20 protein-coding genes are annotated in these 22,123 nt (G+C 74.2%); 11 read left to right on the top strand and 9 right to left on the bottom strand.

Going from position 1 to position 22,123, the window contains the following annotated elements:
- Positions 1 to 46: 46 nt before the first annotated feature.
- The 3 genes from RV983_RS06310 to aroQ all read left to right on the top strand — a co-directional run bounded on the left by RV983_RS06310 (position 47) and on the right by aroQ (position 2,505).
- Positions 47 to 1,195 (top strand): helix-turn-helix domain-containing protein, encoded by a 1,149-nt coding sequence (locus tag RV983_RS06310; RefSeq protein ID WP_475984785.1) that lies wholly within the window; start codon positions 47 to 49, stop codon positions 1,193 to 1,195.
- A gap of 64 nt (positions 1,196 to 1,259) precedes the next feature.
- A complete protein-coding gene (locus RV983_RS06305) occupies positions 1,260 to 2,021 on the top strand; it encodes a pirin family protein (protein ID WP_475984784.1) in 762 nt (253 codons plus the stop codon).
- 22 nt (positions 2,022 to 2,043) lie between these two features.
- Positions 2,044 to 2,505 (top strand): type II 3-dehydroquinate dehydratase, encoded by a 462-nt coding sequence (aroQ, locus tag RV983_RS06300; protein ID WP_475984783.1) that lies wholly within the window; start codon positions 2,044 to 2,046, stop codon positions 2,503 to 2,505.
- A gap of 27 nt (positions 2,506 to 2,532) precedes the next feature.
- Here aroQ and grpE read toward each other — a convergent pair whose 3' ends face one another.
- The gene (gene grpE, locus RV983_RS06295) at positions 2,533 to 3,231 is read right to left on the bottom strand and encodes a nucleotide exchange factor GrpE (RefSeq protein WP_475984782.1); all 699 of its coding nucleotides are present in this window, start codon (positions 3,229 to 3,231) and stop codon (positions 2,533 to 2,535) included.
- Complete coding sequence (dnaK, locus tag RV983_RS06290) at positions 3,228 to 5,108, bottom strand: molecular chaperone DnaK (RefSeq protein WP_475984781.1); 1,881 nt, start codon at positions 5,106 to 5,108, stop codon at positions 3,228 to 3,230. The genes grpE and dnaK overlap by 4 nt, the downstream gene beginning before the upstream one ends.
- 135 nt (positions 5,109 to 5,243) lie before the next feature.
- Between dnaK and RV983_RS06285 the strand changes: the two genes are divergently transcribed.
- A complete protein-coding gene (locus RV983_RS06285) occupies positions 5,244 to 6,089 on the top strand; it encodes an NUDIX domain-containing protein (RefSeq protein WP_475984780.1) in 846 nt (281 codons plus the stop codon).
- A gap of 56 nt (positions 6,090 to 6,145) precedes the next feature.
- The gene (locus RV983_RS06280) at positions 6,146 to 6,664 is read left to right on the top strand and encodes an O-acetyl-ADP-ribose deacetylase (protein WP_475984779.1); all 519 of its coding nucleotides are present in this window, start codon (positions 6,146 to 6,148) and stop codon (positions 6,662 to 6,664) included.
- Positions 6,665 to 6,767: 103 nt separating this feature from the next.
- Here the strand turns inward: RV983_RS06280 and RV983_RS06275 are convergent, their stop codons facing one another.
- From RV983_RS06275 to RV983_RS06265, 3 genes are read right to left on the bottom strand one after another with little or no spacing between them, the layout of a single operon-like run.
- A complete protein-coding gene (locus RV983_RS06275; RefSeq protein WP_475984778.1) occupies positions 6,768 to 8,303 on the bottom strand; it encodes an ATP-dependent DNA ligase in 1,536 nt (511 codons plus the stop codon).
- A gap of 57 nt (positions 8,304 to 8,360) precedes the next feature.
- The gene (locus tag RV983_RS06270) at positions 8,361 to 9,497 is read right to left on the bottom strand and encodes a site-2 protease family protein (protein ID WP_475984777.1); all 1,137 of its coding nucleotides are present in this window, start codon (positions 9,495 to 9,497) and stop codon (positions 8,361 to 8,363) included.
- 28 nt (positions 9,498 to 9,525) lie between these two features.
- Positions 9,526 to 10,470 carry an AraC family transcriptional regulator gene (locus RV983_RS06265; protein WP_475984776.1) on the bottom strand — a complete coding sequence of 315 codons (945 nt, stop codon included), beginning with the start codon at positions 10,468 to 10,470 and terminating at the stop codon, positions 9,526 to 9,528.
- Positions 10,471 to 10,552: 82 nt separating this feature from the next.
- Between RV983_RS06265 and RV983_RS06260 the strand changes: the two genes are divergently transcribed.
- Positions 10,553 to 10,936: an SDR family oxidoreductase gene (locus RV983_RS06260; RefSeq protein ID WP_475984775.1), complete on the top strand. Its 384-nt coding sequence runs from the start codon at positions 10,553 to 10,555 to the stop codon at positions 10,934 to 10,936.
- Complete coding sequence (locus RV983_RS06255) at positions 10,933 to 11,406, top strand: Rossmann-fold NAD(P)-binding domain-containing protein (RefSeq protein ID WP_475984774.1); 474 nt, start codon at positions 10,933 to 10,935, stop codon at positions 11,404 to 11,406. Before RV983_RS06260 ends, RV983_RS06255 begins: the two co-directional genes overlap by 4 nt.
- 30 nt (positions 11,407 to 11,436) lie before the next feature.
- Here the strand turns inward: RV983_RS06255 and RV983_RS06250 are convergent, their stop codons facing one another.
- The gene (locus RV983_RS06250; protein ID WP_475984773.1) at positions 11,437 to 12,291 is read right to left on the bottom strand and encodes an alpha/beta fold hydrolase; all 855 of its coding nucleotides are present in this window, start codon (positions 12,289 to 12,291) and stop codon (positions 11,437 to 11,439) included.
- A 100-nt stretch (positions 12,292 to 12,391) separates the two neighbouring features.
- Between RV983_RS06250 and RV983_RS06245 the strand changes: the two genes are divergently transcribed.
- From RV983_RS06245 to RV983_RS06230, 4 genes are all read left to right on the top strand, one after another.
- Positions 12,392 to 13,018, top strand: a complete 627-nt coding sequence (locus RV983_RS06245) for a GNAT family N-acetyltransferase (RefSeq protein ID WP_475984772.1) — start codon at positions 12,392 to 12,394, stop codon at positions 13,016 to 13,018.
- A 94-nt stretch (positions 13,019 to 13,112) separates the two neighbouring features.
- Positions 13,113 to 14,969 (top strand): DUF2264 domain-containing protein, encoded by a 1,857-nt coding sequence (locus RV983_RS06240; RefSeq protein ID WP_475984771.1) that lies wholly within the window; start codon positions 13,113 to 13,115, stop codon positions 14,967 to 14,969.
- Positions 14,970 to 14,976: 7 nt separating this feature from the next.
- Positions 14,977 to 15,408 carry a PPOX class F420-dependent oxidoreductase gene (locus RV983_RS06235; protein ID WP_475984770.1) on the top strand — a complete coding sequence of 144 codons (432 nt, stop codon included), beginning with the start codon at positions 14,977 to 14,979 and terminating at the stop codon, positions 15,406 to 15,408.
- A gap of 158 nt (positions 15,409 to 15,566) precedes the next feature.
- Positions 15,567 to 16,733, top strand: coding sequence for an MBL fold metallo-hydrolase (locus RV983_RS06230; protein WP_475984769.1), 1,167 nt, complete (start codon positions 15,567 to 15,569; stop codon positions 16,731 to 16,733).
- Between the two features lie 386 nt (positions 16,734 to 17,119).
- On the opposite strand, the gene RV983_RS06225 is transcribed toward RV983_RS06230, so the two are convergent.
- The 3 genes from RV983_RS06225 to RV983_RS06215 form a co-directional block, all read right to left on the bottom strand.
- Entirely contained in the window at positions 17,120 to 20,083 is a 2,964-nt protein-coding gene (locus RV983_RS06225) for a glycoside hydrolase family 2 TIM barrel-domain containing protein (protein ID WP_475984768.1), read from the bottom strand.
- Between the two features lie 414 nt (positions 20,084 to 20,497).
- Complete coding sequence (locus RV983_RS06220; protein ID WP_475984767.1) at positions 20,498 to 21,037, bottom strand: P-loop nucleotide/nucleoside kinase family protein; 540 nt, start codon at positions 21,035 to 21,037, stop codon at positions 20,498 to 20,500.
- Positions 21,038 to 21,202: 165 nt separating this feature from the next.
- Complete coding sequence (locus tag RV983_RS06215) at positions 21,203 to 21,925, bottom strand: transporter substrate-binding domain-containing protein (protein ID WP_475984766.1); 723 nt, start codon at positions 21,923 to 21,925, stop codon at positions 21,203 to 21,205.
- Positions 21,926 to 22,123 lie beyond the last annotated feature (198 nt).

Genomic DNA, 22,123 nt, shown 5'->3' with positions numbered 1-22,123 from the left:
TGAAATGGCAACGAAACGAATGGTTAACCAGGAGGAGGTGTCCGGCGTGTCTCAATCCGATACACCGCACGAGGCGCTGCTGCTCGGTGCCTACCTGCGCGAGCGCCCGCAGGAGCGTGCGGTCGTGGCCGCCGACGGCCGGTCGCGGCTCGTGAGTGCCGAAGCCGCCAGGAGGCTCTCGGAAGAGGCCCTTGACCTGCTGGAACGGCGGGCCGGGGGCATGGTGAGGGACGGCCGTGCGGAGGGCTGCGAACTGCCGCTGCCGGGCGGCGGCTGGTCCGCCCGGCTGCGCGCCGTGCAGGAGGCGGGCGAGGTGGTCGGCGCCGTGGCGATCCTCACGCCCACCGGCGACGCGGGCACCCCGCAGGCCGCCGTGCCGGACCCGCGGCTGCCGGGCCTCGTCGGCGCGTCGCGCTCCTGGCGCTCCGCCGCGGCCCGCGCCGTGGAGCTGGGGAGCTCGCCGGGCACTTTGCTGATCGCGGGCGAGCCCGGCACCGGCAAGACCGGTGTCGCCCGCGCCGTGCGCCCGGACGCCGTCGAACTCGACGCGGCCCAGGTCACCGCCGCGGCCGCGCACGAGTGGGTGGAGCGGCTGGCCGCCCTGGAAGCGCCGGTGCCGGTGTTCGTCCGGCACCTGGAGGCGCTGGACGCGGGCGCCGCCGCGCTGCTGGTGTCACTGCTGGACCGCTTCCCCCGGATGCCCCTGACCGCCACCTCCACCCCGGGGGACCCGGTGGGCGGTCCGTGTGTGGACCGTCTGCTGGGGCGGCTGGCGGCGCGCTCGGTGACGCTGCCGCCGCTGCGAGAGCGCCCCGAGGACCTGTCGGGTCTGCTGGCCGCGCTCAGCCCGCGCCCCGCACCCGGGTACCCGCCGCTGACCTGGACCGTCGAGGCCAAGAGGGTCCTGGAGCGGCACACCTGGCCGGGGAACGTGGCGGAGCTGGGGCTGGTCGTGCGCGAGCTGGCCGACCGGCGCCGGCTGACCGCCCCGGTCCGCCCCGACGAGCTGCCGGACGCCGTGCGCGGTGCGGCCGGCGGACGACGGCTGGGCAGTCTGGAGCGGGCCGAGCGGGACGCGATCCTGGACGCGCTGCGCACCCACGGCGGCAACAAGGCGCGGGCGGCGCAGGCCCTCGGCATCGCCCGGGCGACCGTCTACCGCAAGCTGCGGAGCTACGGCATCCGGGGAATATAGTTTAGAATTCAACATGTTACCTTGACCGAAGGTACGACCCGCCCCCGCAGGAGGAGACCCACCCATGACCACCCAGCTGGATGTCCGCCGCGCAGGACAGCGGTTCCACACCCGTGCGGGCTGGCTCGACTCGCACCACTGCTTCTCCTTCAGCCACCACTACGACCCGAAGAACACCCACTTCGGTCTCCTGCTGGTCTCCAACGACGACGTCGTCGCGCCCGGCACCGGCTTCGACACCCACCCGCACCGCGACATGGAGATCGTCACCTGGGTGCTCGACGGCGGCCTCGTCCACCAGGACTCCGAGGGCCACAACGGTGTGATCTACCCGGGCCTCGCCCAGCGCATGAGCGCCGGCACCGGCATCCTGCACAGCGAGAAGAACGACTCGTGGAAGATCACCGGCGGCCCCGAGCACAAGGACCCCGTCCACTTCGTGCAGATGTGGGTCTTCCCCGACGAGCAGGGCATCAAGCCCGGCTACGAGCAGATGGACATCAACGACGAACTCGCCCGCGGCGGGTGGGTCACCGTCGCCTCCGGCATGGACCGCGACCGTGACCAGCGCGCCATCTCCATCGCCCAGAAGCACGCCGCCCTGCGGGCCTCCCGCTTGACCGCGGACCAGACCCTCGCGCTGCCGACCGCGCCCTTCGCCCACGTGTACGTCGCCAAGGGCGAGGTCGCCCTGGAAGGCGCCGGACTGCTGTCCAAGGGCGACGCCGTACGCGTCACCGGGTCCGAGGGCCAGCGGCTGACGGCCGGGGCGCAGGGCGCGGAAGTCCTGGTGTGGGAGATGGACGCCGCCGTCACCTTCGGGTGATGACGTGGTAGACCTGAGGGCCATGACCCGCACTCTCGCCGACGCGCCGATCATGGTCCTCAACGGTCCCAATCTCAACCTGCTCGGACAGCGGCAGCCGGAGATCTACGGCCGCGAGACCCTCGCCGACGTCGAGGCGCTCTGCGCGGCGACGGCCGAGCGCCACGGCGGTGCGGCCGACTGCCGCCAGAGCAACCACGAAGGACACCTCGTGGACTGGATCCACGAGGCGCGCGGAGCGCACTGCGGGATCGTCATCAACCCCGGTGCCTACTCGCACACCTCGGTGGCGCTCCTCGACGCGCTGAACGCCTGCGACGGGATGCCCGTCCTGGAGGTCCACATCTCCAACATCCACCGGCGCGAGTCCTTCCGGCACCACAGCTACGTCTCGCTGCGCGCCGACGGGGTCATCGCCGGCTGCGGCGTCCAGGGCTACGCCTTCGCCGTGGAACGCGTTGCCGCGCTGCTCGCCGCGGCCTGAGCCGCGGCCCCGTCGCCCGCCGTCCTGTCAGGCCTCGCCCGGCCGCCAGTCCGGCCACTCGCCGGGATGGTCGGCCCAGTGCACCTGGTGGGGGTCGGACACGTCGATGTCCGGGAACGCGTCGCGCACCCGCAGTTCGAACTCCTCGCGCTCGAACTGCTGCCAGCCGAGGCCGCGCAGGTGCACCCTCCGGTAGCGGTGGTCCTCGGCGAGCGGGGCGATGTCCACCTTGTGGGTTGTCTCCATGCCTCCAGGGTGCACCTGAGCGTGCGGCGCCGCAGGTCTGGCGACCACGACCTCGGCAGGGCGCAGCAGATGGCCGCCGACCCGGTAACCCGGCCGCACGACCTCGGCACACACCGGGCCCTCCGCCTCCGCTCCTCCCGCGGTACCCACCGCCTCGTGCCGCACCGGCTCAAAGGGGTCGCCAGGCGTGCCGAAGGACCGCAGCCCCAGCTCGCCGAGCCGGGTCTCCAGCACCTCCACGACCGCACTGAACCCCTCGGTCACCTCGCCCAGTTCCCTGGCCCGGTCCACCGCGTCCAGGACCGGCAGCAGGCCGCGCAGCACATTGGCGACGGCGATCTCGCGCACCGCCAGGCGGTCGCGGTGCACGCGCTTGCGGTAGTTGTCGTACTCCGCTTTCAGCCGCTTGAGGTCCGCCGTGCGCTCGGCCAGGCGCGCGCGCAGCTGACCGGCTCCATCCGGCGGGGCGGCACCGTTCACCCTGTGCCTCCCTCCCGCTTGTCGTCGTCGACGATCTCCGCGTCCACTACGTCGTCGCTGTCGTCGTCGGCGGACGGCGGCGGTCCTGCTCCCTGACCGGCGCCCGCGGACGAGGACTCCGCCTGGGCCCGGGCGTACATCGCCGTGCCGATCTTCTGCGCCGTCGCGTTCAGCCGCTCGGTCGAGGTACGGATGGCCGCCGTGTCGTCGCCCTCGGCCGCCAGCTTCTCCTTGAGGTCCGCGACCGCCGCCTCCGTCTCGGTCCGCAGATCGGCCGGGACCTTGTCGGGGTTGTCGCGCAGCAGCTTCTCGGTCGAGTAGACCAGGCCCTCCGCGGTGTTGCGGGTCTCGGCGGCCTCGCGGCGCCGGTGGTCCTCCTCCGCGTACTGCTCGGCCTCGCGCATCATGCGGTCGATGTCGGTCTTCGGCAGCCCGGAGCCGCCGGTGACGGTCATCTTCTGCGTCGTGCCGGTGCCCAGGTCCTTCGCCGCCACGTGCATGATGCCGTTGGCGTCGATGTCGAAGGAGACCTCGACCTGCGGTACCCCGCGCGGCGCCGGGGGCAGCCCGGTCAGCTCGAACACCCCGAGCTTCTTGTTGTACGCGGCGATCTCGCGCTCGCCCTGGAACACCTGGATCTGCACGGACGGCTGGTTGTCCTCGGCCGTGGTGAAGATCTCCGAGCGCTTGGTCGGGATGGTCGTGTTGCGCTCGATCAGCTTGGTCATGATGCCGCCCTTGGTCTCGATGCCCAGGGACAGCGGGGTGACGTCGAGCAGCAGGACGTCCTTGACCTCGCCCTTGAGGACGCCGGCCTGGAGGCTGGCGCCGATGGCCACGACCTCGTCCGGGTTCACGCCCTTGTGCGGGTCCTTGCCCGTCAGGGACTTGACCAGGTCGGTCACCGCCGGCATCCGGGTGGAGCCGCCGACGAGGATCACGTGGTCCACGTCGGAGACGTCGATCCTGGCGTCCTCGACCGCCTGGTGGAAGGGCGCCTTGCAGCGCTCCAGCAGATCGGCGGTCAGCTGCTGGAACTGGGCGCGGGTGAGCTTCTCGTCCAGGTGCAGCGGGCCCTCGGCGGACGCGGTGATGTAGGGCAGGTTCACGGTCGTCTCGGTCGACGACGAGAGTTCGATCTTCGCCCGCTCGGCGGCCTCGCGCAGCCGCTGCAACGCCATCTTGTCCTGCGACAGGTCCAGTCCGTAGCCGTTCTTGAAGCGCTCGACGAGATGGTCGACGACGCGCTGGTCCCAGTCGTCGCCGCCCAGCTGCGTATCGCCGTTGGTGGCCTTGACCTCCACCACGCCCTCGCCGATGTCGAGCAGGGACACGTCGAAGGTGCCGCCGCCCAGGTCGAAGACGAGGATCGTCTGGTCGTTCTCCTTGTCCAGGCCGTAGGCCAGGGCAGCGGCGGTGGGCTCGTTGATGATGCGCAGGACGTTGAGCCCGGCGATCTCGCCGGCCTCCTTGGTCGCGGTGCGCTGCACGTCGTCGAAGTACGCGGGGACGGTGATCACCGCGTCCGTGACGTCCTCGCCGAGGTAGGACTCCGCGTCCCGCTTCAGCTTCTGCAGCACCCGGGCCGAGATCTCCTGGGCGGTGAAGCGCTTGCCGTCGATCGAGCCGGACTCGGGGAACCGCCAGTCCGGGTCTCCCATGTGCCGCTTGGCCGAGCGCGCCGTGCGGTCCACGTTGGTCACGGCCTGGCGCTTGGCGATCTCGCCCACGAGGACCTCGCCGCCCTTGCCGAAGGCCACCACCGAAGGCGTCGTCCGCGCTCCCTCGGTGTTGGTGATGACGGTGGGCTCACCGCCCTCCAGCGCGCAGACCACCGAATTGGTGGTGCCGAGGTCAATACCGACCGGACGTGTCATGTCAGTCGCCTCCTTCCCTCCAGGGTGCGACGCCGGGAGGCCGACCACCAGACGGCAGCGTCCGGGCGGACGAGGCCGCCCCGATCCGGAATATTCACGACGTCGGCGACAGCGGGCGCTGCTAGCGTCGGCCAGATGTCCTCACTGCACGCAGGAGTGATCCTCTTCCACGACCAACACCTCGCCGTACACGACGACTTGACCCTGCCCAGGGCGCCCGTCCCGCCGCGCGGCGACCCCGCGGCGGCGGCCCGCGAGGCGGCCCGCACCGCCCTTGGCGTGGACGTCCGGATCGACGCCTCGCCCTGCCTGGAGGTGCGCGCGGTCGCGGGCACCCAGCTGTACTTCCGGGCCGCGGCCCCGCTCCCGCCCGCCTCCGCCCCGCCCCGCCTGCTCACCCGGCAGGAGGCCCTGCACCTGCCGCTCGCGCCGTGGACCGCGTGGGAGGCCATCCTGCGCTCCTGGGACGGACCGCCCTGGTGGCGGGGCCGGCTCGTCCTGGAGGAACCCCTGGGCCGGCCGCCCAGGCGGACCCGCGCCGGGGCGGTGATCATCCGCGACGGGCACATGCTGCTGATCCGTTACCGCCACCGCCGCGGCGACTTCTACGAGATACCCGGCGGCGGCGTCGAGCCGGGGGAGACCCCGGAGGCCGCGGTGGTGCGCGAGCTCGCGGAGGAGACCGGTCTCACCGGCACCGTCGGCCGCGAGATCGCCCGGGTCAACCGCATCCACCGCGGCTCGCACCCGGGCCACTACTTCCTCGTCGAGGCCACCGGCACGATCGGCCCGCGCTCCTCCCTGGACCTGGAGAAGGGCGCCGCCCCGGTCTGGGTGCCCGTGGCGGACCTGCGGCACCTGCCCCTGTGGCCCAAACGGCTGGGCTGGCGCATCGCCCATTGGCACAGTGCGGGCTGGCCGCCGCGGCCCTCCGAGTTCTGCGACTCGCTGCTGGACCTGAGAGTGCCCTGCGACTGGTGATCCGCACGCCGGAAACGGTGCGGCGCGAGGCCGTGCGCGGTGGCAGGATCACCGGCATGACACACATCGTCCTGGTCCAGGGAGACATCACCGAGCAGGCCGTGGACGCCGTCGTCAACGCCGCCAACTCCTCGCTCCTGGGAGGCGGCGGCGTCGACGGCGCCATCCACCGCCGCGGTGGGCCGGAGATCCTGGAGGAGTGCCGCGCGCTGCGCGCCTCCCACCACGGACGCGGACTGGCGACCGGGCAGGCCGTCGCCACGACCGCGGGGCGGCTGCCCGCCCGCTGGGTGATCCACACCGTCGGCCCGGTGTGGTCCGCGGCGGAGGACCGCTCGGAGCAGCTGGCGTCGTGCTACCGGGAATCCCTGCGCGTGGCGGACGAACTGGGCGCCCGCACCGTGGCGTTCCCGGCCGTCTCCACGGGCGTGTACGGCTGGCCGCTGGACGACGGGGCGCGGATCGCGCTGCGGACGGTGCGGGACGCGGTGGCGGGGCGGGTGGAAGAGGTGCGGTTCGTGCTTTTCGACGAGCGGGCGTACGGGGTGTTCGGGGAGGCCCTGGCGGCGGGCTGACGCCGTCCGTACCGGGTGCTTCTCCCCGCCCGTCGGGGCGCCCAGACCGCGCCGGGCACACGGGCGGGAGGGGGAAAACCCAGGCAGCCGGCGCAGCGACGCGTCAGCCGCGGAGGGCCAGGACGGAATCCACCGTGTCCGCGTCGGAGGCGGACTTGTCGTCGCGATAGCGCAGCACCCGGGCGAAGCGGAGGGTGACGCCGGCGGGGTAGCGCGAGGAGCGCTGGAGGCCGTCGAAGGCGATCTCGACGACGAGTTCGGGACGGACACGGACGACCCAGCCGTCGTCGCTGACGGCGAGTTCCTGGAGGCGCTCGGTCTGCCAGGCGAGCATCGCGTCGGTGAGGCCCTTGAAGGTCTTGCCGAGCATCGCGAACGTGCCGTTGGGCCTGCGGGCGCCGAGGTGCAGGTTGGAGAGCTTGCCGGTGCGGCGGCCGTGGCCCCATTCGGCGGCGAGGACCACCAGGTCCAGGGTGTGCACCGGTTTCACCTTGAGCCACGCGGCGCCGCGCCGTCCCGCGCTGTAGGGGGCGTCGAGCGCTTTGACGACGACGCCCTCGTGGCCGCGCTCCAGGACCTGGGCGGCGAACTCCCGTGCCGCCTCGCGCGTGGCGGGGTCGGCCGGGTCGGCGGCGACCAGGCGTTGGACGCGGCGCGGCACGGGGGCGATCCGGGCCAGTTCGGCATGGCGTTCCGCGGTGCTCAGGTCCAGCAGATCGCGGCCGTCGACCGACAGGAGGTCGAAGAAGACCGGTGCCACCGGCAGGGCCGCCCGGGCGGTCGCGACGTCGAGGCGCGAGCCGACGCGGGAGGAGGTCTCCTGGAAAGCGCGCGGCCGGCCGTCGTCGCCGAAGGAGATGACCTCGCCGTCGAGCACGGCCTCCTCCGCCGCCAACTCCATCGAGGCGGCGACGACTTCGGGCAGCCGGTCGGTGATCTCGTCCAGGGTGCGGGTGTAGACGCGGACATCGGGGCCGGTCCGGTGCACCTGGACGCGGATCCCGTCGAGCTTCTCCTCCAGGACGCAGGGGCCGAGGCGGTCCAGCGCCTCGTCCACGTCCTTGGCGGTCTGGGCGAGCATGGGCTGTACCGGACGTCCGACCTCCAGCCGGAACCCGGCGAGGGCTCCCGGTCCGTCCGTCAGCAGCACACGCGCGACCGCGCCGAGGGAGCCGCCGAGCATCACCGCCCGCCGTACGTCGTCCGCAGGCGCTCCCGCCGCGACCGCGAGCCCTTCCACGGCGAGCGCGTCCAGCGCCCCCTGCCGGAGTTCGCCGCCGATCAGCCCGAGCAGGAACGCCTGCTCCTCCAGCGTGGCCGCGCCCATGAGCTCGGCCACCAGCCGTTTGCGCTCCGCGGCGGCGCCCTTGCCGGTCACCGCGGCGACCCGGTCCAGGGCGCTGTGGACCCCGGCCACGGTCAGGCGGGGCTCGGCCGCCGGCTCGTGGCGTTCGCGCAGGGTGCTCCAGCCCACGCCCGTGCGGCGCTGCGGAAGCCGCCCCGCGATGTACGTGATCACCACGGGGGCCTCGTCGGGCTCCGCGGTCCTCAGCAGCCGGGCGAGCGCCGCGACCTTCTCCGAACGGGCGGACGTGGCCGCGATCTCCTGGGACGTACGCGCGATCTCCGCGAGCAGCATGGCTCCATCGTCGCCCAGAGGCGGCTCCGGCGCAGCGGTCCTGCCGGTCCCGGGCGGTCAGGCGGCGCGGCTGCCGCCCGCCATCTGCCGGCGCTGCACCAGCCGCGTGATGTCGCCGCCGGTGACGATGCCGACCGGGCGGCCGCCGTCCACGACCACCACGCGCACGCCGGCGGCGCCGGACCGCAGGTGGTCCAGGGCGTCGTTGACGAGTTCGTCCGGGGAGCCCGTGGTCACCTGGGACAGCGGGACCGAGACGTCGCGCACCCGGACCTCGGCGCGGCGCTCGGCCGGCACGGAGGTCAGGCGGCGCATGGACACCAGCCCGGACAGCCGGCCGTCGAAGTCGAGCAGCGGCAGCACCGAGTGCCGGGAGCGCAGCGCGACCTCGTCGATGAAGCGGTCCACGGCCAGCCAGTCGGAACCCGTCGCGACCGGCGAGGACATCGCGTCCCCGAGGCGCACCCCGCGCAGTGCCGAGCCGATGACGGCGCGCTGCCGCTCGGCGCCCGCGGTGAGGGCCATGAACAGCCCCACGAGCGCCAGCCACAGGCCGCCGGGAACGCCGCGGGCGAACGCCAGCCAGCCGCCGAGGACCAGCAGGACGCCGACGACCTGCCCGCCCCGGCCGGCGGCGCGGTCGGCGCGGTCGCGGTCCCCGGTCCGCCACCACAGCAGGGCCTGGAGCACCCGGCCGCCGTCCAGCGGCGACGCGGGCAGCAGGTTGAAGACGCCGAGCAGCAGGTTGGCCCAGCCGAGCCAGACCAGCAGCGCCCCGGGGACGGAGCGGTGCGCCGCCGCGGCCACGCCGAGTCCCGCGCCGAGTGCGACGCCCCCGATGACGAGGCTGGCCAGCGGTCCGCTGACCGCGACCAGGAAGGCCGCGCCCGCCGACGTGGGCCGGTCCATGCGCGTCATGCCCCCCATCGCCCACAAGGTGACGTCCTGCACGGACATCTGCTTGCGCAGGGCCGTCGCCGCATGGGCGATCTCGTGCACGAGCAGGCTCGCCATCAGCAGGACCGCGCCCACGGCGGCCGCCAGGGTGTAGACGCCGGCGGACAGCCCGGGGATCCACGCGGGCAGGGTCTCGCGGCCGAGCCCGTACGCGAGCAGCACGACGAGCACGGGGACGCTCCAGTGCATCCGCAGCGGTACCCCGTAGACCCGTCCCATCTGAATCGAGCCGTTCATGACCACTCCCCGGAGTCACTTCCCAGTGTCACTCCGTCCGGGCCGCCATGGCGCGGTGTTCCTGCGGGCTGATCCCGCGCACCCGCTTGAAGGCCGCGCTCAGCGCGAAGGGACTGCCGTAGCCGACCCGGCGGGCGACCGCGCCGAGGGTGGCGTCCGGCTCGCGCAGCAGGTCCGCGGCGAGCGTGAGACGCCAGTCGGTGAGATAGGCCATCGGGGGTTCGCCGACGAGTTCGCCGAAGCGGCGGGCCAGCGCCGCCCGGGACACACCGGCCTCGGCGGCCAGCCCGGCCACCGTCCAGGGGTGCGCGGGATTGTTCTGCAGCAGGCGCAGCGCCCGGCCCACCACGGGGTCGGCGAAGGCCCGGTACCACGCGGGGGCCGCCTGCCCGTGCCGGGCGAACCATGTGCGCAGCACCGAGATCAACAGCAGGTCCAGCAGCCGGTCCAGTACCGCCTCCTGCCCCGGCTCGTCCTTGACGATCTCCTCCGACAGCAGCGCCGGCAGCGGGCTCTCCCAGTCCGCGGCGGCGAGCACCAGCAGCGGGGGCAGCGCGTCCAGCAGGCGCCGGCCGACCTCGCCGCGGACCTGGTACGTGCCGACCAGCGTGACGTCCGCCCCGTCGGCCCGGTTGCCCCAGGTCCTGACCCCCAGCGCCATCGCGTCGGCCAGGTCGTGCCCGTCCGCGGTGCGGCACACCTCGCCGGGCAGGATCCACGCGTGCGGTGCGGTCGACGGCCGGTCGGCCACGGCGTACGGGGCCGGGCCACGCGCGACGGCCACATCGCCGGGGCCCAGCCGCACCGCGTCGCCGTCCTCGGGCACGATCCACGCCCCGCCCCGCGCGACCGTCATGACGCACAGCGGCGCCCGGTCCTCGATCCGCACCGACCACGGCGGTTCCATGACCATGCGCAGCAGGAACGCGCCCCGCGCGCGGGGTCCGTCGAGCAGGCCCGTCAGTGCGTCCATACGGGTCAGGGTAGGTGTTCGCGCATGGAGGGAAGCCGATCGGCCATGGTGCGTCTCATCCGGTGGCCGTTTCACCGGGGCCATGACGCAGACACCCGCACCGGCGCCCGCACCGGGCCCCGCAGACACCGCGCTCGTCCTCGGCGGCACGGGCAAGACCGGCCGCCATGTCGTCCGTGCGCCGGCCGCCCACGGCCTCGCGGTACGCACCGCCTCCCGCTCCGGCGAACCGCCCTTCGACTGGGCGGACCGCGCCGGCTGGGAGCCCGTACTCGACGGCGCGAGCCTCGCCTACCTGGCGTACCACCCCGACATCGGCGACCCGGGAGCCGCCGCCACGCTCGGCGACTTCGCCGCGCTCGCCGCCGCGAGCGGTGTGCGCCGCATCGCCCTCCTGTCCGCCCGCGGTGAGGACCTCGCCCGGCTGAGGACGCGGTGCGCCGCGGGGGCGCCGACTGCACGGTGATCCGGGCCAGTTGGTTCTGCCAGAACTTCACCGATGGGCTCTTTCGCGACGGCCTCCTCGACGGCGAGATCGTCTTCCCGGCCGGCACCGTCGGTGAACCCTTCGTCGACGCCCGGGACATCGCCGACATCTCCGTCGCCGCGCTCACCGGCGACGGGCACGCCGGCCGCACCTATGAGCTGACCGGCCCGCGCCTGCTCACCTTCGCCGACGCCGCCGCCCGGATCGGCGCCGCCATCGGCCGCCCCGTCCGCTACACCGCGGTCCCGCCGCGCGAGTACGCTCCGCGACTTACCGCCCTCGGGCTGCCGGACGAGGCCGCCCGCTTCCTCACCCAGCTCTTCGGCGACCTGCTCGACGGGCGCAACCCCCGCCTCACCGACGACGTCGCACGCATCCTCGGCCGCGAACCGCGCGACTTCCGCGACTTCGCCCGCGAGGCCGCCGCCGCGGGGGCGTGGGACCGCTGACCATCCCTTGACGATCCGTCACTACGCTGGCTAGGCGGCAGTGATGGCGCCCGCCACCAGCGCGGGTTCGTCGATCTGGACGTAGTGGCCGGCGCGCAGGAGGAGCCGCAACTCGCTGTGCGGGAAGAGGACGGAGAACTGCCGGGCGACGCGCGCGTTGAGCCAGCGGTCCCGGGCGCCGAAGACGATGCGTACGCGCGGCTGGAAGTCCCGGAGTTCCGGGATGCGCCGGCGGCGGCTGAGCACCGCGTGCGGCAGTTCGTCGTTGAGGCGCCAGAAGGCCGGACGCGCGGCCGGGAACTCCCGGTACAGAAGTGCCACGTACACCTCGCGCACCACGGGGTCCCGGATGAACGAGCCGACCTGCCAGGCGAACAGGCGCCGGTCGAGGTCGGGGCGGCGCCGGGCGACGGCACGGGCCCCGGCGCGCAGCAGCGGGGTGGAGTAGAGCGCGATCGCCGGCGGCCGGCGCAGGGCGGGCGTCCAGTGGTAGTAGGTGTTGAGCAGGACGAGCCGGGCGACCCGGCCCGGGTGCGCGAGCGCCCAGTCGATGGCGGGCGGCCCCGAGGCGTCGTGCGCCACGAGGATCAGCCGGCGGCCGCGGAGCCCGGTGGCCGGGGAGTCGGCGACGGCGGCGAGATCGGCCTCCTGCTCGGCGACGCAGTAGGGGTGGCCGGGCGGCTTGTCGGAGCGTCCCCAGCCGAGGAAGTCGAAGCGGACGACGGGCGCACGGCCCTGGAGGTGCGGCAGCAGCCGGTCGTAGAGGCGGCAGTTGTCGGGGAAACCGTGCATCAGGACGACGGGGGTGCCCGTGCCGCGGGAGACCTCGGCGTACAGCAGGTGGGGGCCGCGGGAGACGGCCGGTGTCTCGGTGTCCGGGGCCATGGCGATCTCCCCTCGGCCGCGTTCGGTAGGCCCTTCGTTCAGCCTAGCGCGCCCTGCCGAAAGGGTTGTGGGAGCGCTCCCACAGGGCCATGATGCCCGCATGACCTCAACGGTGGCCATCCGCCCCTACCGCCCGGAGGACCGGGACGACCTCTACGACGTCTGCGTGCGCACCGGCCACGAGGGCGGCGACGCCCGCGCCCTGTACGCGGACCAGGACCTGCTGCCCGACATCTTCGCCGGCCCGTACGCCCACCTGGAGCCGGACCTCGCCTTCGTCGTGGACGACGGGACGCGCGTGGTGGGCTACGTCGTCGGCGCCGCCGACACCGTGGCCTTCGTGCGGCGTTTCCGCGACGAGTGGCTGCCCGCCGTCGAGGGCCGCCACCCGCGGCCGAAGGGCGTGCCGGTGACCGCGGACGAGGAGATGGCCCGGCTGCTGCACTGGCCCGAGCGCATGGTCGTGCCCGAACTCGCCGGATATCCGGCGCATCTGCACATCGACCTGCTGCCGGAGTACCAGCGAGCGGGATACGGCCGGGGTCTGATGGAGCGTCTGCTCTCCTCCCTCGCGGCGCGCGGGACGGGCGCCGTCCACCTCGGCATGGTCACCGCGAACACCCCGGCGCGCGCCTTCTACGACCGCCTCGGTTTCCAGGAGATCCCGGTCGTGGACCCGGGGCCGCTGACCTACCTGGGGCGGAAGACGGACGTCCCGGTGCGCTGAGGTGCGGGAACGTGCCGTATGCGGTCTAGAAAGCGCTTGCACCCGCGGGTAGGGTCCAACGTTGCCCATCAGCGGCCGGAGAGGAGCCACCCCCGTGACACGTCCCGCGCCCCCGCACCCCTTCGTCCTCCCGCGCGAGGACCGGGCGCTCAGCCCGTACACCGGATGGACCCGGGCACACTGGGAGGCCGTCGCCGACGGGCTGCTCGCCGCAGTCGCCCCGCACGCCACCCCGGGCCGCGCGCTGTACCACCTGCCTGCCGGCCGCCCCAGCGCCTCCGGCGTGCGCTCGGACGGACTGGAGGGCTACGCGCGGACCTTCCTGCTCGCCGCGATCCGCGTGGCGGGCGCCGGCGGCGACGACCCGGCAGGGCTCCTGGACCGCTACGCCGACGGCCTGGCCGCGGGCACCGCCCACCCCGGCGGGGATGGACCCGAGGACTGGCCGGTCGTCACCGACCGCAGCCAGCCCCTGGTCGAGGCCGCGTCGATCGCCCTCGCCCTGCGCCTGACCCGCGGCCTGCTGTGGGACCGTCTCGACGACGCAGTGCGCGAGCGCGCCGGCGCGTGGCTGTCCCGCGCGGTCACCGCAGAACCCTGGGCCTCCAACTGGGAGCTGTTCCCCGTCACCGTCGCCGGATTCCTCGGCGACGACGCGGCCGTCACCCGCGGCCTGGACGGCATCGAGCGCTGGTACGTCGGCGACGGCTGGTACACCGACGGCGACGGGCGGGCTTTTGACTACTACAACGGCTGGGCCCTGCACCTGTACCCCGTGCTGGAGGCGTGGCTCTCCGGCGACGCCGACCGCCTCGACCGCTACGGCGAGCGGCTGCGCGTCCACCTCGCCGACTACGCCCGCCTCTTCGGCGCCGACGGCTCGCCCGTGCACCAGGGCCGGTCCCTCACCTACCGCATGGCCACCGCCTGCCCCCTGTGGCTCGGCGCCCTCACCGGCCACACCCCGCTCGCCCCCGGGACCACACGGCGGCTGGCGTCCGGCGCCCTGCGCCACTTCCTCGACCGGGGCGCCGCAGGACCCGACGGGCTGCTGTCGCTGGGCTGGCACGGCCCGTACGCGCCCGTCCTCCAGGGCTACTCCGGCCCCGCGTCCCCGTACTGGGCGAGCAAGGGCTTCCTCGGGCTGCTGCTCCCGGCGGACCACGAGGTGTGGACGGCCCCCGAGGAGCCCGCGCCCGCCGAGCGCGCCGATGCCCTGACCGCGTTGCCCGCGCCGAACTGGCTGCTGCAGTCCACCGTCGCCGACGGCGTCGTCCGCCTGCACAACCACGGCAGCGAGGACCTCCGCTGGGACCCGCACTACACCCGCCTCGCGTACTCCAGCGCCACGGCCCCGGTGTCCGCCGCGGACCCGCCCGACAACCACTTCGGCCTCGTCCGCGCCGACGGCTCGGTCACCGCGCGGACCGGGATCGTCCCGCTCGGCGCGGGCGAGGGCTGGGCCGCCTCGCGCTCCGTCGCCGGCGACGCGGCCGGCGACCGCGTGCGTGTCGTCGCCGTCGTCCTGGCGCGCGGCGCCGCCGAGGTCCGCGTCCACCTGGTCACCGGTGCCGATCCGGGCACGGCCGTACGGCAGACCGGCTGGCCGGCGGGGGAGGGGCTGCGCTCGGAGCTGCTGCCGCTGCACGGGCTCACCGACGCCCCCGCGCTGCCGCCCGTGCCCACCGCGTGCGCCCCGCACGCCGTCGTCCCGGCCGCCGCCGGTGCCACCACCGAGGCCGGCCGGTACCGCGGCGACCTCTTCGTCTGCGCCGCGCGGCTCAGCGGTGCGCCGGACCCGGAACCGCTGTCCGCGGTGGCGAAAGCCGAGGTGCGCACGACCCCCGCGGGCCACGAGGTGGCCGTCGTCTGGGCGGACGGGGCGGCCCATCGAGCGCTCCTCGGCCCGGATGGCGCGGTCGTGGAATCCTCTGTCCCGGACGGTCGTTGAGGCGGGCATGAGCGATACGGAACTGCTGCGACTGCTCGCCGACTCCAACGGCGGCGTGCTGGTGACGATCAAGCGGGACGGCCGCCCCCAGCTGTCCAACGTCACCCACCACTACGACCCGGCGACCGGCGTGCTGCGGGTCTCCCTCACCGACGACCGCGCCAAGACCCGCAATCTGCGACGCGACCCCCGGGCGAGCTACCACGTGACCACCCCCGACCGCTGGGCGTGGACGGTCGCCGAGGGCACCGCCGAACTCACCCCCGTCGCCGCGGACCGGAACGACGCGACCGTCGAGGAACTCATCGACCTCTTCCGGGCCGTGCAGGGCGAGCACCCCGACTGGGACGACTACCGGCGCGCCATGGTCGAGGACAAACGCCTGGTCCTGAAGCTGCATGTGGAGCGCGCCTACGGGCAGCCCCGCGCCGCGGGATAGCCACGCCTGGTCCGCGCCCTGTGACAGGACGTACACAGGATGCACAACGGGGCGCGGAACTGGAATGACCGATGTAGGAGTTGTCGCTGTACATACTGGTGCTGCCGGGACCCGCACGGTCACGGCGCGATCGTGACCGCCGACTACCGGGAGGTGCCGTGACCGGCTCCAGTCCGAAGCGTTCTCCGCTCGCTCGTCTCATCCCCGCTTTCGGAGACAATCCCTACGGGGAAAGGATGGAGCGCATCCAGCGGTCGCCCAACTTCGCCGACGGCGTCTTCAGGAACCCGGTGAGCGCCCGGACCGCGCCCTCGGGTTCCATGCTGCGGTTCGCCCGTTCGTACTTCCGCAAGGAGGACCGGGTGCGCCGCGCCCCGGCCGGCAACATCCCGCTGTACGGGTCCACCCTGGCGGACCTGGCGGCGCCGCCCGCGTCCGGATTGCGGCTCACCTGGATGGGCCACTCCACGGTCTGGACCGAGATCGACGGGCACCGCGTGCTCTTCGACCCCGTCTGGGGCGAGCGCTGCTCCCCCTTCTCCTTCATCGGGCCGAAGCGGCTGCACCAGCCCCCGGTCGCGCTGCGGGAACTGGGCGAGGCCGACGCGATCGTGATCTCGCACGACCACTACGACCACCTCGACATGCCCACCATCAAGGCACTGGCCGGTACGGGTACGCGCTTCGTGATCCCGCTGGGCGTCGGGGCGCACCTCGAGCGCTGGGGCGTCCCCGCGGACCGCATGACCGAGCTGGACTGGCACGAGTCCACGCAGGTCGGCGGGCTCACCCTGACGGCGACACCCGCCCGGCACTTCTGCGGCCGTGCCATTCGCAACACCCAGCACACCCTGTGGGCCTCCTGGGTCGTGGCCGGACCCGAGCACCGGGTCTACCACAGCGGTGACACCGGCTACTTCCCCGGATTCGCCGAGATCGGCGCCTCTTACGGCCCCTTCGACGCCACGATGGTCCAGATCGGCGCCTACAGCGAGTTCTGGCCGGACATCCACATGACGCCGGAGGAGGGCGTCCGCGCCCACGGTGACCTGCGCGGCGAGCTGATGCTGCCGATCCACTGGGGCACCTTCAACCTCGCGCCGCACCCGTGGGAGGCACCCGCGGAGGGCACCGTCGCCGCCGCCCGCGCCACCGGCGCCCGCGTCGCGGTGCCCCGCCCCGGCGAGCCCTTCGAACCCGCCGCCGGCCTGCCCCTCGACCCCTGGTGGCGGGCTGTCGCCACGGGCGGCGCGGGCCGCGCCTGGCCCGTGCTCGCCGACGGCTCCGAGAGGGCCGCTCCGCACGCGGACACCGCCACGGCGTAGTCGCCCTCCGCGGCTCGACCGCCGACCCCGGCCCGGTTCAGCGCCGTCCCGCGGGCCGGGGCCGGGCCAGTCGTCGAGCCGCCGGAACTGCCCGCGCAGATCCACGCCCGCGAAGGAGGACGCGGCCGACGCGGGGTCGCGCCGAATGTGTCCGGGCCCGCGGCCGCTGTAGCAGCCGCGGGCAGTCCAGCTGACGTCGACGCGGCCGGCCCGCCCCGCCCGCACCCCCGCGCGTGGGCAGCGCCGAGAACGACCGTGCGGCAGCCCGGTGGCGTGCCCCCGCCACGATGCGGCTCCACGACGGCCGGGGTGCGGACGGCCCCGGATACCCGGCAACGCGCCGCCGGACGGCCCCCGGCCGTCCGGCGGTGTAGCGGGCGCAGCCCTCAGCGGCTGCCGGTGAGGGTGGACAAGGTGAACGAGAAGGACGCGGGGGCGGCGTCCAGCCGGTACTGGGGGAGCACGCCGGGACCGCAGGACTGACTGCCGATGCCCTGCTGGCCGTGGTCGAGGTTGACCCACAGGGTGTCGCCCGGCACGAGCGCGGTCGTGTGCGCGGCGGCGTCCAGCTGCTCGGTCGTCCAGTGCCGCGCGGTGAACCAGAAGGGCGGCTCGCCCTCGATGGCCACCCCTGTCCCGTCCTCGCGGCGCAGCCGCACCCACCGCACGTCGGCGCGGGCGCCGTTCTCCTGCGGGCGGACGTAGGGCGTCTGCAGCGCCTCGACCGACGCCGTGTGGCGGCCGACACGGGACGCGGCGCGGGTGTCGGGGTAGGCCTCGCCGGGGCCGCCGCCGTACCACTCGGCCGACGTCAGGGTGGAGCAGAGGCCGAGGCGGACACCGAGCCGGGGCAGCGGCAGCGGCCAGGCGCCCTCGGGGGTGACGTCGACTACCAGGTGCAGCCGGTCGCCGTCGGCGGTCCAGCGGTAGACGGTGCGCAGCGCGAACGCCTTGGCGGCCGGGGCGACCCGGGTCCGCACGGTCAGGCCGCCGTCCTCCACCGCGACCTCGTCGACGCGGTGACGCATGCGGTGCAGTCCTGCCTCCCGCCACAACTGCCCGTAGCGCTCGTCGGGCTGCCAGGGGGCGCCCTCGTCGTTGTCGGTCGGGGCCCGCCACACGTCCAGCCGGGGACCGGAGACCGCGTAGCCGTCGATGAACCGCAGCTCCCCGCAGGCCGCGTCGAACGTGCCGGGACCGAGCAGCACGACGCCTCCCTCGGCGGCCCGCGGCGTGTGCGGCGCGGAAGGCCGCGCGGCGGAGGGCGCGGTGGACGGGACGAGCGCGGCCCACTGGCCCCAGGCCACCTCGTGCCCGGCGGGCGCCCACGGCGTGTCCCGCTCCAGGACCGCCCGTACCTGCCAGAACGCCTCCCCGACCAGATCGGACGCGGCGGGCTCGGGCAGTTTCAGCTCGGTCGACTCGCCGGGCGCGAGCGGCGGCACGGACAGGCAGTCCTGCGCGGCGGTGACCCCGTCGACCTCGTACGTCCAGGTGAAGCGCAGGTGTGAAAGGTCCGCGACGTCATGGGTGTTGGTGATCCGCACGGTGCCGGCGGCGGCATCGCCCTCGATGCGGACCGGCTCGATCACCTTCTTGTACTCGACGAGGCCCGGGGAGGGCGTGCGGTCGGGGAAGAGCAGCCCGTCGCACACGAAGTTGCCGTCGTGCATCTCCTCGCCGAAGTCGCCCCCGTAGGCGTACCACCGGCGGCCGTCGGCGGTGCGGCGGGCGATGCCGTGGTCGATCCACTCCCAGACGAAGCCGCCCTGGAGGCGCTCGTGGGACTCGAACAGCCGCTGGTACTCGGCGAGGCCACCAGGGCCGTTGCCCATGGCGTGCGCGTACTCGCACAGGACGAAGGGCATCGCCCGCCGCCTGGCGTCCAGCTCCGGGTCGCCCCACGGGAGTTCCTCGCGCCGGCCGATCCGGTCGACCTCGGCGTGGTCGGCGTACATCCGCGAGTACAGGTCGGTGTCGGCGCAGGACAGGTCGCCCTCGTAGTGGATCGGCCGGTCCGGGTCGCGCTCGCGGATGCGGCGGGCCATCGCGGACAGGCCGCGGCCGGTGCCGCACTCGTTGCCGAGCGACCAGATCACCACCGAGGGATGGTTCTTGTCGCGCTCGACCATGCGGTCGGCGCGGTCCAGCAGCGCCGGCGTCCAGCGCTCGTCGGCCACGGGGTTGCCGGCCCAGCCGACCTCGCCGAAGCCATGGGTCTCCAGGTCGCACTCGTCGACGACCCACAGGCCCAGTTCGTCGCACATCTCCAGGAAGGCGGGGTGCGGCGGGTAGTGGCTGGTGCGGACGGCGTTGATGTTGTGACGCTTCATCAGGAGCACGTCCTCGCGCATCGTCGCGAGGTCCAGGGCCCGCCCGTGCGAGGGATGGAACTCGTGCCGGTTGACGCCCCGGAACAGGACGCGCCGGCCGTTCACCGTGAGCACGCCGTCCTCGACGGCGACGGTGCGGAAGCCGATCCGGAACGGGACCCGCTCGCCCTCGCCGGCCAGTTCGGCCGCGTACAGGCGCGGGACCTCCGCACTCCACGGCTCGACGGGCAGCGTGACGGACTCGCCGGCGGCGATGTCGACGCCGAGCCCGGGTACCGTGACCCGGCCGCCGGACGGGGCGTCGACGCGCAGCGTGCCCGTGCCGCGGGTGTGGTCGTACACGGCGTGCACGAAGAAGTCGGGCACGCAGCCCGCCGGCCGGTGCAGCAGCGTGACGTCGCGGAACACGCCCGGCAGCCACCACATGTCCTGGTCCTCCAGGTAACTGCCCGAGGACCACTGGTGGACGCGGACGGCCAGCACATTGCCGACCGGGCGCAGCAGATGCCCCACCGCGTACTCGGCGGGCAGCCGGCTGCCCTTGAAGACGCCCAGTTCCTCGCCGTTGAGCCAGATCCGCGCGCAGGACTCGATGCCCTCGAAGCGCAGCACGCACGCGCCCCCCTCGGGCCAGGTGTCCGGCAGCGCGAAGGCGAGGCGGTGGTCACCGGTCGGGTTCTCGGTGGGGACGTGCGGCGGGTCGACGGGGAAGGGGTAGCGGGCGTTGGTGTACCACGGCGCGCCGTGGCCGTGCAGCGGCCAGTGGGAGGGCACCGGCAGCACGTCCCAGCGCGAGGCGTCGAAGTCCTGGCGGGTGAAGGCGGTGTCCTCCGCGTCCGCGGCCGGGGAGAGCCGGAACCGCCACATGCCGTTCAGGCTCAGCCGTGCTGCGTCGGAGGCGGGGGTCCAGGCCCGCGGCGGCAGGGCGCCGCGGCCGGGGGAGAAGTCCTCGTAGTAGGGGAGGTCCTGTGCCCCGGGCGTTCGGGCGGACGCCTGCCGGGGCTGGGGCATGCTCATACGGCTCCTCGGTCGGCCCGGCGCGCCGGCCGGCGCACCGGACTCGTGGACGGTGAGGGTGCGGGCCACCCGCTGACGAAGGTGATCATGGGGAGGGATGCGGCGCCAGGAGGCGCCCCGGTGCGCCGGGCGGGACCACGCCGGACGCCGTACGCTCGCGGCGCGCTCCGTGCGGTGCGGGCCGGGGCGGGTCGGGTGTTCCGCCGGGACGGCACCGGCGGAGCCCGAAGGCGGTGGTGTGCGACTGCGGGCGGTGAGGTCCGGCGTGCGGACGCGCCGGGGCATGCCCTTCATCGCGGCCCCCTGCGCCCCCTCGCGGACCGGCCTTCGCAGGGGAAGGCTACGGCGGTTCGCAGCCCTCGCGCAGCCCCTTGCGGCAACCTGGCGGAAGGCGCGGGCGCGCGCCCGCGGACCTCATGCGCCGGTGATCGCGCGGGCCAGCGCCGGCACGTCCACCGGGCGGGTCGTGTCCACCCGGTGCACCCTGCCCAGGGCCAGCGGCTGTGCCCCCTGCGCCCACAACTGCCAGTCCTCCTCGGAGAACCCGGTTCCCTCGATGTGCACCGGATGCCGCAGTGGCGCCCGTTCACGGAACCTGCGCCGCGCCGTCTCCTCGGGTACCTCGCACCACACTTCGTGCACCTCGCCGACCCCGGCGCGGGCCAGGCCCGCGGCCACCAAGGGCCGCGTGTGCGCGGGCCAGGGACTCTCCAGGACCGCCCCCGCCGGCGAGTCCGCCAGCAGCGTCCACAACGTCTCGGCCGCCGCGGCCCCCAGCGACCGGCTCCACTCGCGCGCCGGGCGGTCCGCCGGGCGCAGCGCCCCGAGGTGGTCGGCCAGGGTCTCCTTCACGGAGTCCTTGCTGAGCAGGGGGAGGTGGAGTTCGCGGGCGAGCGCTCGCGCGAGTGTCGTCTTCCCGGCTCCGGGCAGACCATTGACCAACACGGCTGGCATGCCACGACCTTAGCCATGCGGTACGGCCGCGGCCGGGCTCGGCGCCCTCATCCGGGCGGGCAGTGGCGCCGCGGCCGCCGCCGGCCGGATCGGAGCGGTTGACGCCGCCACGTCCGACCGCCTCCTCGGCCCGGACCCGGCGCGCGGTCCGCCCCGCCGGGCGGGCTAGGCCGGCTGTGCCACCAGCGTCTCCGACTGCCCCGCGTCGCGCAGGGCCTCGGCGACAAAGCCGCCGGCCTTCAACTCCTCCACCACGGCGCGCAGGAACGCCACCGTCTCCGGCCGCCGCGTCCTGGTCGTGCCCACCGCCTGGCGGATCTCCATGAAGCGCTCGTCGACCAGCCGGATGCCGGGACGGCGCGCGACGAAGGCGGCCATCGGCTGCCGGATGCCCGCCGCGACCTCCAGCTCCTCGGCGAGGAACACCTCCACGCCCTCGTCCCCGGGCACGACGGTCGCGTGGCGCAGCGTGCGGCTGAGGAACAGGTCGTACGCCGATCCGCGCTTCACGCCGACGCGCACGCCCGGACGGTCCACGTCGGCGGGCGCGGAGATCGCGGAGTCCCGGGGGACCGCGTACACGCCCTCGATCACCACGTAGGGCGCGGTGAACGCCACATCGGCCTCGCGGGCCGGATCGACGGCCAGGAAGCAGAGGTCGGCCCGGCCGGTCGCCATCGCCTCGTAGGACCTGCGTGCCGCGTCGAAGCACAGGAGCTCCACCGGCACGCCCAGCCGTGCCGCGACCTCCCGCGCGATGTCCACCGTCACGCCGCCCGGCTCCCGCCCGGTGCCGTGCGCCAGCACGGGATTGCCCAGGTTGATCGAGGCGCGCAGGACTCCGCCGGGGGCCAGGTCCGCGATGACGGCGGCTGTCGCGATGGTCATGGGACGGAGTCTAGGGGGCCCCGCCGACAACGTGCCCGGCACCGGATCGTCCCGGACAAGTATCGCGGGCAGGCGTCGGCACGACCTGCCCGGTGACCGCCCACGCGGGCGGGATTCCCGCTGTCCACAGGCGTGGGAGGGGGTTGTCAGTGCCCCCACCTACAGTTCCGGTCACTTGATCAACGCGGTGCAGGGAGG

Source organism: Streptomyces sp. RLA123, assembly GCF_056270165.1.
The sequence above is the reverse complement of the archived record's forward strand: the minus strand, read 5'-3'. Positions and strand labels throughout refer to the sequence as shown.

Excerpts from the sequence above, each read along its gene's own strand:
- RV983_RS06260 (WP_475984775.1), top strand. The coding sequence starts at position 10,553 with ATGACGCAGACACCCGCACCGGCGCCCGCACCGGGCCCCGCAGACACC.
- RV983_RS06305 (WP_475984784.1), top strand. The coding sequence starts at position 1,260 with ATGACCACCCAGCTGGATGTCCGCCGCGCAGGACAGCGGTTCCACACC.
- RV983_RS06215 (WP_475984766.1), bottom strand. The coding sequence starts at position 21,925 with ATGACCATCGCGACAGCCGCCGTCATCGCGGACCTGGCCCCCGGCGGA.
- RV983_RS06270 (WP_475984777.1), bottom strand. The coding sequence starts at position 9,497 with ATGAACGGCTCGATTCAGATGGGACGGGTCTACGGGGTACCGCTGCGG.
- RV983_RS06265 (WP_475984776.1), bottom strand. The coding sequence starts at position 10,470 with ATGGACGCACTGACGGGCCTGCTCGACGGACCCCGCGCGCGGGGCGCG.
- aroQ (WP_475984783.1), top strand. The coding sequence starts at position 2,044 with ATGACCCGCACTCTCGCCGACGCGCCGATCATGGTCCTCAACGGTCCC.
- RV983_RS06280 (WP_475984779.1), top strand. The coding sequence starts at position 6,146 with ATGACACACATCGTCCTGGTCCAGGGAGACATCACCGAGCAGGCCGTG.
- dnaK (WP_475984781.1), bottom strand. The coding sequence starts at position 5,108 with ATGACACGTCCGGTCGGTATTGACCTCGGCACCACCAATTCGGTGGTC.
- RV983_RS06245 (WP_475984772.1), top strand. The coding sequence starts at position 12,392 with ATGACCTCAACGGTGGCCATCCGCCCCTACCGCCCGGAGGACCGGGAC.
- RV983_RS06285 (WP_475984780.1), top strand. The coding sequence starts at position 5,244 with ATGTCCTCACTGCACGCAGGAGTGATCCTCTTCCACGACCAACACCTC.
- RV983_RS06225 (WP_475984768.1), bottom strand. The coding sequence starts at position 20,083 with ATGAGCATGCCCCAGCCCCGGCAGGCGTCCGCCCGAACGCCCGGGGCA.
- RV983_RS06220 (WP_475984767.1), bottom strand. The coding sequence starts at position 21,037 with ATGCCAGCCGTGTTGGTCAATGGTCTGCCCGGAGCCGGGAAGACGACA.
- RV983_RS06235 (WP_475984770.1), top strand. The coding sequence starts at position 14,977 with ATGAGCGATACGGAACTGCTGCGACTGCTCGCCGACTCCAACGGCGGC.
- RV983_RS06250 (WP_475984773.1), bottom strand. The coding sequence starts at position 12,291 with ATGGCCCCGGACACCGAGACACCGGCCGTCTCCCGCGGCCCCCACCTG.
- RV983_RS06275 (WP_475984778.1), bottom strand. The coding sequence starts at position 8,303 with ATGCTGCTCGCGGAGATCGCGCGTACGTCCCAGGAGATCGCGGCCACG.